The 6,065-nt window shown below is 51.5% G+C and carries 2 protein-coding genes and 5 pseudogenes; 4 read left to right on the top strand and 3 right to left on the bottom strand.

Annotation, left to right across the window (positions count from 1 at the left end):
• Together SCM96_15820 and SCM96_15815 are read right to left on the bottom strand one after the other, a co-directional pair.
• Window positions 1-1,695 (bottom strand): ThiF family adenylyltransferase (locus SCM96_15820; protein MDW7762090.1); only part of this gene is annotated, 1,695 nt, incomplete at its 3' end.
• Between the two features lie 423 nt (window positions 1,696-2,118).
• Entirely contained in the window at window positions 2,119-2,493 is a 375-nt protein-coding gene (locus tag SCM96_15815; GenBank protein ID MDW7762089.1) for a hypothetical protein, read from the bottom strand.
• A gap of 378 nt (window positions 2,494-2,871) precedes the next feature.
• On the opposite strand from SCM96_15815, the pseudogene SCM96_15810 reads away from it, so the two are divergent.
• Both SCM96_15810 and SCM96_15805 read left to right on the top strand, forming a co-directional pair.
• A pseudogene (locus tag SCM96_15810) lies at window positions 2,872-3,160 on the top strand (transposase).
• A 96-nt stretch (window positions 3,161-3,256) separates the two neighbouring features.
• Window positions 3,257-3,442, top strand: a pseudogene (locus SCM96_15805) (integrase core domain-containing protein).
• A gap of 43 nt (window positions 3,443-3,485) precedes the next feature.
• Here SCM96_15805 and SCM96_15800 read toward each other — a convergent pair.
• A pseudogene (locus SCM96_15800) lies at window positions 3,486-4,694 on the bottom strand (IS256 family transposase).
• A gap of 120 nt (window positions 4,695-4,814) precedes the next feature.
• On the opposite strand from SCM96_15800, the pseudogene SCM96_15795 reads away from it, so the two are divergent.
• Window positions 4,815-4,988 (top strand): annotated as a pseudogene (locus tag SCM96_15795) (integrase core domain-containing protein).
• Window positions 4,989-5,076: 88 nt separating this feature from the next.
• Window positions 5,077-5,990, top strand: a pseudogene (locus SCM96_15790) (IS3 family transposase).
• The last annotated feature ends 75 nt before the right edge of the window (window positions 5,991-6,065 follow it).

The raw sequence follows: 6,065 nt of genomic DNA, 5'->3' as shown, positions 1-6,065 counted from the left end.
CTTTTCACTCCTATTCCCCACATCTCTCGCCTCAACATCCAATCGCGTATCCCCAATCCTCCCCACCAATTCCCTCAAATCCCCTGTTCCTAAACAATCCGGGCAACGCGCATACCCGGTCTCAGGGCACTCTTGATCCTGAGGAAGCCAAACCACCTCATCAAAGAAAAGTCGTTTCCTATCAGCCTTTTCAAATACCCGATCAAACACCTCAAGACCAAGGGATGCTCTAAAATCCGGATCCATGCGGATCTGGATCAGATTTCTCTTTCCGATCCGCGAAAGCATCCCATCCCATCTGGGATGCCCAGATCTATGATGGAGCATGGCCAAGATGATGAAACCCTTAAGAGCATTGAGTCTTGCCGTAGCGAAAATTGGCGTCCCATGAGACGTCACATCGTTTTCTCCGGCCATTTCCGTGAAATGCTGATACCTGGAGCTCAGTATGCACCGGTGGCAAGCCGGGGTAACCCCAGGATATGTGAACGTAATCTCGGCCCCGCGCCCCTCTTTATAGACCTGGGCACAAAGGCTAGGCAGCCCGAACTTCAGAGCAAGCCTGTTCACGCGTGCTTGAGCAAAGAAACTATCCGTTAGCCCACAAATGATCGACTGTTCAGCTTGGCACCCGTCGATCGGATTAGCACAAAGATTCCGCATCTCATCATCGGAAAGATCATCCAAGCTTTTTTGAATTGCCAAAACTCGAGCGGTTGGATTGATATCACGGATGCGCTCCGCGATACAGTCAACCTTTGGGCGCCCGATATCCCGACGATAAGTCTGCTGTGTCGCCAGATTTGTTTCTGACACATGATCAGGATCGATCAAAACAAACTGCCCCACACCGGTACGTGCGATTTGCTCAAGCCATTCAGCCGCTCCCCCTGCACCTACGGCTATGATTCTGGACTTCTGCATCAGCGGAATGTCGTAGGCTTGTTGAACTCGATCGAAGGTCTGTCGAACATTGAAAGACTTCTTTGCCTCGGAGATCCAAGCGGGCTTTTCTGTTTGGCCCGGGCTTCTTTCTTCTTCAGATTGATTGTTGCCACAAACACTTTCACTCCCGGAAGTCGAAGATTTGTGATCGGCAATCTGAGCGGCTTTCTTTCCTTCGATAAGAATTTCATCAAGAAGGACTCCCAATTTTATCTTTTCCGTAAAGATCCTTTTATCGGATTCATTCGTTGAAGCCCCTTGACCGTTGATCACCAGCACTTTGCCCTTGACTATCGACACACCCTGGTCACTTAGTGATACGGCCCAAGGGGTCATCCGAAACATCCCTGTATCCGGAAAAGTATTGATGATCGGAAGCCAGAGACATTGCAGATCTTTAATCGCCTTAAGAATTCTTTCTGCGTATATCTCATCCCCTCCGGAAAGAACCCTCATCCTGCCGGGATGACTGTGAAATATCACTTGCAGCCGCACACCGGCGGGATTCCAAGTCGTCTCAAAAAGATGGTTCAGCCTTCTATGGTCCGGAGAATATGTCACCGCAGAGTTGCGGCTGCTTTCGTCAAAATGAAAACAATTCACCACCTCACCTGTTCCGCCGCCCACACCGCCGCTTTCCGCATTCAGGCTTCCAATGGTCTTGACGACTTCTTCAAGGACTTCGGCACTGAGTTGAAACACCGGAGGCTTTCCTCCATTCCCTTTCTCATCATTGAATGAATCCCTCATCTTTCCTCCTTTTTTTTTAAAAATGCCTTCCTGTTCGAATGTATTCTTGTGTCTTGTCAGCCCAGACAGCCGCAATATCCATGGCATCTCTTAACGTACGGATAGGTCGTGTCCAGCAAATATATTTTCGTCCGTTTGCAGAAAGTCGATGAGTCGATATCGCACCGCTATCACGACCTTGGTAAGACGGCTGACTTTCGATATACACTCGCCATGTACCATCCCCTTGCTCCTCGAAACTGAAGAAATAATCCGCCATTCCGTCACGAGTTCTATAGTATCGGGTCTGTCTTCTCATTGCCCTGTCCTCGCGGTTTCCCCCTCGGCTCTCTCGCTAAAGAAATTTCCTTCCTTGCTCATGAGTTGGCGGAGGCGGGTTGCCCGCCTCCGCCAACTGCATGATCGTTTCATTGGAGTCAAACCTCAGTGAAATGTTCCCGGGGGAATAGCATCCCCACCATGGAACGTTCCCCGAGGGATCGCATCTCCACCATGAAACGTTCCCGGGGGAATGGCATCTCCGCCGCGGAAGATTCCCGCAGGAAGAGAATCAAGGATGATTGCGGCACCCTCACCTCTCAGACTCACCATTCGCAACATGTTCTCTCTCCTTTTCTTCGTCACCTCGGGTTCCTCTTTCACGAAGCCGGCCCCGAGACCTGCCTGGCTCCGGAAGACCTCCTTCTCCACTTTTTGAGATTCTCCTCTTTCTCTACCTCCTTTCTTGCGCCCTTCGTCCCTTCCTCCATTGGCAGATCCGAAGTCACTCTTTCTCAGTCCTTCTTTTTTTTCTCTCATCTTGATACTCACACTCCAAGTAATCCAAAAAATGTGCCATTTCGAAAAAAGATCTTTTTAAAGAAAGATCTGCAAAGACTAGGCTACCTGTTACTCTATATATATCAGCATGATACGGTTATTATAATTTTCCCGAGCTCATGTCTTTTGTAAAAAATGGAACGTGATTAATGGAGTGATATTTCGTTACCGGGCGTCCCAATAATGATACTTAAACACTCCAATAAATAGCCTTCGTTTTCGTCGACTCGGAAAACTCATGGGCCACCACATTTTTTTTGTTTTTCATTATTCTTGAATGTTGACCTGCCCCCCGGATCTTGGTTTATTCCGGATGCAACTTTTTAATAAAACCGGGCATTCGGAAAGAAGTTCGAAATGAAGAAGAAGTTCACAGAGGGGCAAATCGTCTTTGTTCTTCGCCAAGCGGAGAGCGGGACGCCTGTTGCGGATATCATTCGGAAGCTGGAGATCTCCGAGGTCACGTCCTATCGCTGGAAGAAGAAGTATGCAGGGTTGGGTGTTTCGGAGCTTCGCCGGTTGAGGCAGCTCGATGAAGAGAATCGCCGATTGAAGCGTTTGGTGGCTGATTTACCCTCGATAAGCAGATGCTTAAGGATGCCTTATCAAAAAAGTTCTGAAACCCGCCGAGATGCGGGATCTGGTGTTTGTGGCGACGACATCCTATCAGATCTCCGAGCGGTGGCCTTGCCGGAGTTTGGCTTTGGCTCGATCGACGATTCGCTACAAGAGTACGGCCGACCCGCAGACGATTCGGGTGGACAACGGTCCGGAATTTATCTTGAAGGACGTCGATCTCTGGGCCTACTGGAATAAAGTCACTCTGGACTTTTCCCGTCCGGGGATGCCGACGGATAACGCTTATATCGAGTCTTTCAACGGTTCGTTTCGGGACGAATGCTTGAACGTGAATTGGTTTTTGTCGGTCGTGTCAAGATTCGTTCGCAATTTCGGGGCCATCATAACTCCCATCAGTTAGCCGCTTGAGCCATCAGCTCATGAAGCCTGTCCAAAGATCCGCGGACCTTGTCCTCCCGGATATAGCTCCGATCATTTTCCCAGTCCTCCGAGTATTCGATGAGATAGCAGATGGTCAAACGAACATAGGACTCCATCGAAGGGAAGACACCGACCACCCGGCTTCTGCGGCGGATCTCCTTGTTCAGTCGCTCCTGCCCGTTGGTCGAGGAGATTCGTTTCTTATCGACCTCCGGGAAGTCATAGAACGAGAGAGAGTCCTCGAGACCCTCTTCCAGACAGGAGAGTGCTTCGGGGAACCGCTTCCCATAGTCTTCGACGAGGGCGTCTGCAGCCCGCCGGGCGCTCGTCTTGTCCGGTTGCAGCAAGATCTGTTTCAGATGGGCTGCAAAGCGGCCTTTTTCCCGATGAGGCACTCTGGCCAAAATATTCCGCATGAAGTGAACCTTTCATCGCTGCCAGGAGGCGCCCAGCCATTCCCTCCGGACTGCAGCCTGGATGCCCGCATGAGCATCAGAGATACAGAGTGCGGTTCTCTTCATCCCCCGGGCCTTGAGCTTGCGGAAAAAGAGACACCAGGAGGCCTCCGATTCGTCGAACATCGGTTCGACAGCCAGGATCTCCCGAGAGCCGGCCGGATTGACACCACAGGCGATCATGACAGCGACCGACACCACCCGCCCATCGACCCGGACCTTCTGGTACAGAGCATCGATCCAGAGAAACGGATACTCCTCCGCCAGAGGCCGGTTGCGAAAATCGTCAACATGATGATCGAGCTCTTTGTTGAACTCCGAGACCTGGCTTGCGGAGATGTTTTCAATACCCATGGCATGAGCCAGACGCTCGATCTTTCGGGTCGAAACCCCGTTGATGAAAGCTTCCTGCACGACAGCCATCAAAGCTTGTTCGGACCGGCGCCTCTCCGAGATGAAGAACGGAACGTAGCCGCCTTTCCGGACCTTAGGCACAAGAAGATAGACCGTTCCCATCCGGGTATCGACACGCCTCACCCTTGTCCCCGAAAAATGCGTCGTCCGGTCCTTGGCGTGCTTCCCTTTGGGTGTTCCGATTTTTGCCTCCACCTCGATTCTCATCAGTTCCGTCATCACCCACTTGAGCATGGCCAGGAAGGGATCCGGCTCCGTGATGAACTGCAATAGCGCCTTTTTGAAGAGTGTCTTATAATGCTGTTGGGCCATCGTAGTAATATTCCTCCTCTCATTCGGTTTTGCGGCCAATGAGAGTTTACGATGGCCCACCTCCTATGTAAAATTGCAAACATCACTGTACACTAGCTGCAAACATCACTGTACACTAGCTTTTTGTCGATGGAGGATGCGAAAGAAAAGATCGAGAAGTGGCGGAGGGACTATAACGAGTTCCGGCCGCATAGTGCCCTTGGGGACTTGACTCCAAAGGAGTTCATTGATAATTTCAAGAAAGGGATGCAAAGCCAAAAAACTTCATTTCTGGCCGGACCAGTTTTTGGGTGAGGCCCAACATATGACCTGCCCCCCGGATCTTGGTCCATTCCGGATGCAACTTTTTTGATAAAATCAGGCATTCGGAAAGGAGTTCGAGATGAAGAAGAAGTTCACGGAGGCGCAAATCGTCTTTGCTCTTCGCCAAGCGGAGAGCGGGACGCCGGTGGCGGAGATCATCCGGAAGATGGAGATCTCCGAGGTTACATTCTATCGCTGGAAGAAGAAGTATGCGGGGTTGGGCGTTTCGGAGCTTCGCCGGTTGAGGCAGCTCGATGAAGAGAATCGCCGATTGAAGCGCTTGGTGGCTGATTTAACCCTCGATAAGCAGATGCTTCAGGATGCCTTATCAAAAAAGTTCTGAAGCCCGCCGAGATGCGGGATCTGATGTTTGTGGCGACGACATCCTATCAGGTCTCCGAGCGGCGGGCGTGCAAGAGCTTAGCCTTGGCCCGATCGACCGTTCGTTACAAGAGCACGGCCGACCCGCAGACGGCGCTTCGGATGCGTCTTCGGGATCTGGCTGGGGTGCGCGTCGGGTACGGATACAGACGGCTTCATGTCCTGATCGAACGTGAAGGATGGCACGTGAATCACAAGCGCATCTATCGGTTGTACCGGGAGGAAGGATTGGCCATGAGACGACGGCCTCCCAGGCGGCGCAAGGCCTGTGTGAAGAGGGAGCTTCGGCCTCTGGCCGCGGAAAAGAACGAGTGTTGGAGCATGGATTTCATGTCGGATGAGCTCTTCGATGGGCGGAGGATCCGGCTTTTAACGATAGTGGACAATCATACGCGTGAAAGCCTGGCGATTCATGTCGGCCAGAGGATCCGTGGATGTGAAGTGGTCGAGGTTTTGGAGCGAACCGTAAAGAACCACGGGAGACCACAGACGATACGTGTTGACAACGGCCCGGAATTCATCTCGAAGGACGTCGATCTCTGGGCCTACTGGAATCATGTCACTTTGGACTTTTCCCGTCCGGGGAAGCCGACGGATAACGCTTATATCGACCCGACTTTCGCCATTATTCTATGAGCCTCCTATAACTTAAGCAAAATCAGGAACATACGCAGACGCCAGCGTAGC

It is taken from the genome of Acidobacteriota bacterium (assembly GCA_033549365.1).
Lineage (GTDB): Bacteria > Acidobacteriota > Aminicenantia > Aminicenantales > Saccharicenantaceae > JAWSUF01.
This window is presented reverse-complemented; position numbering and strand designations above follow the sequence as displayed.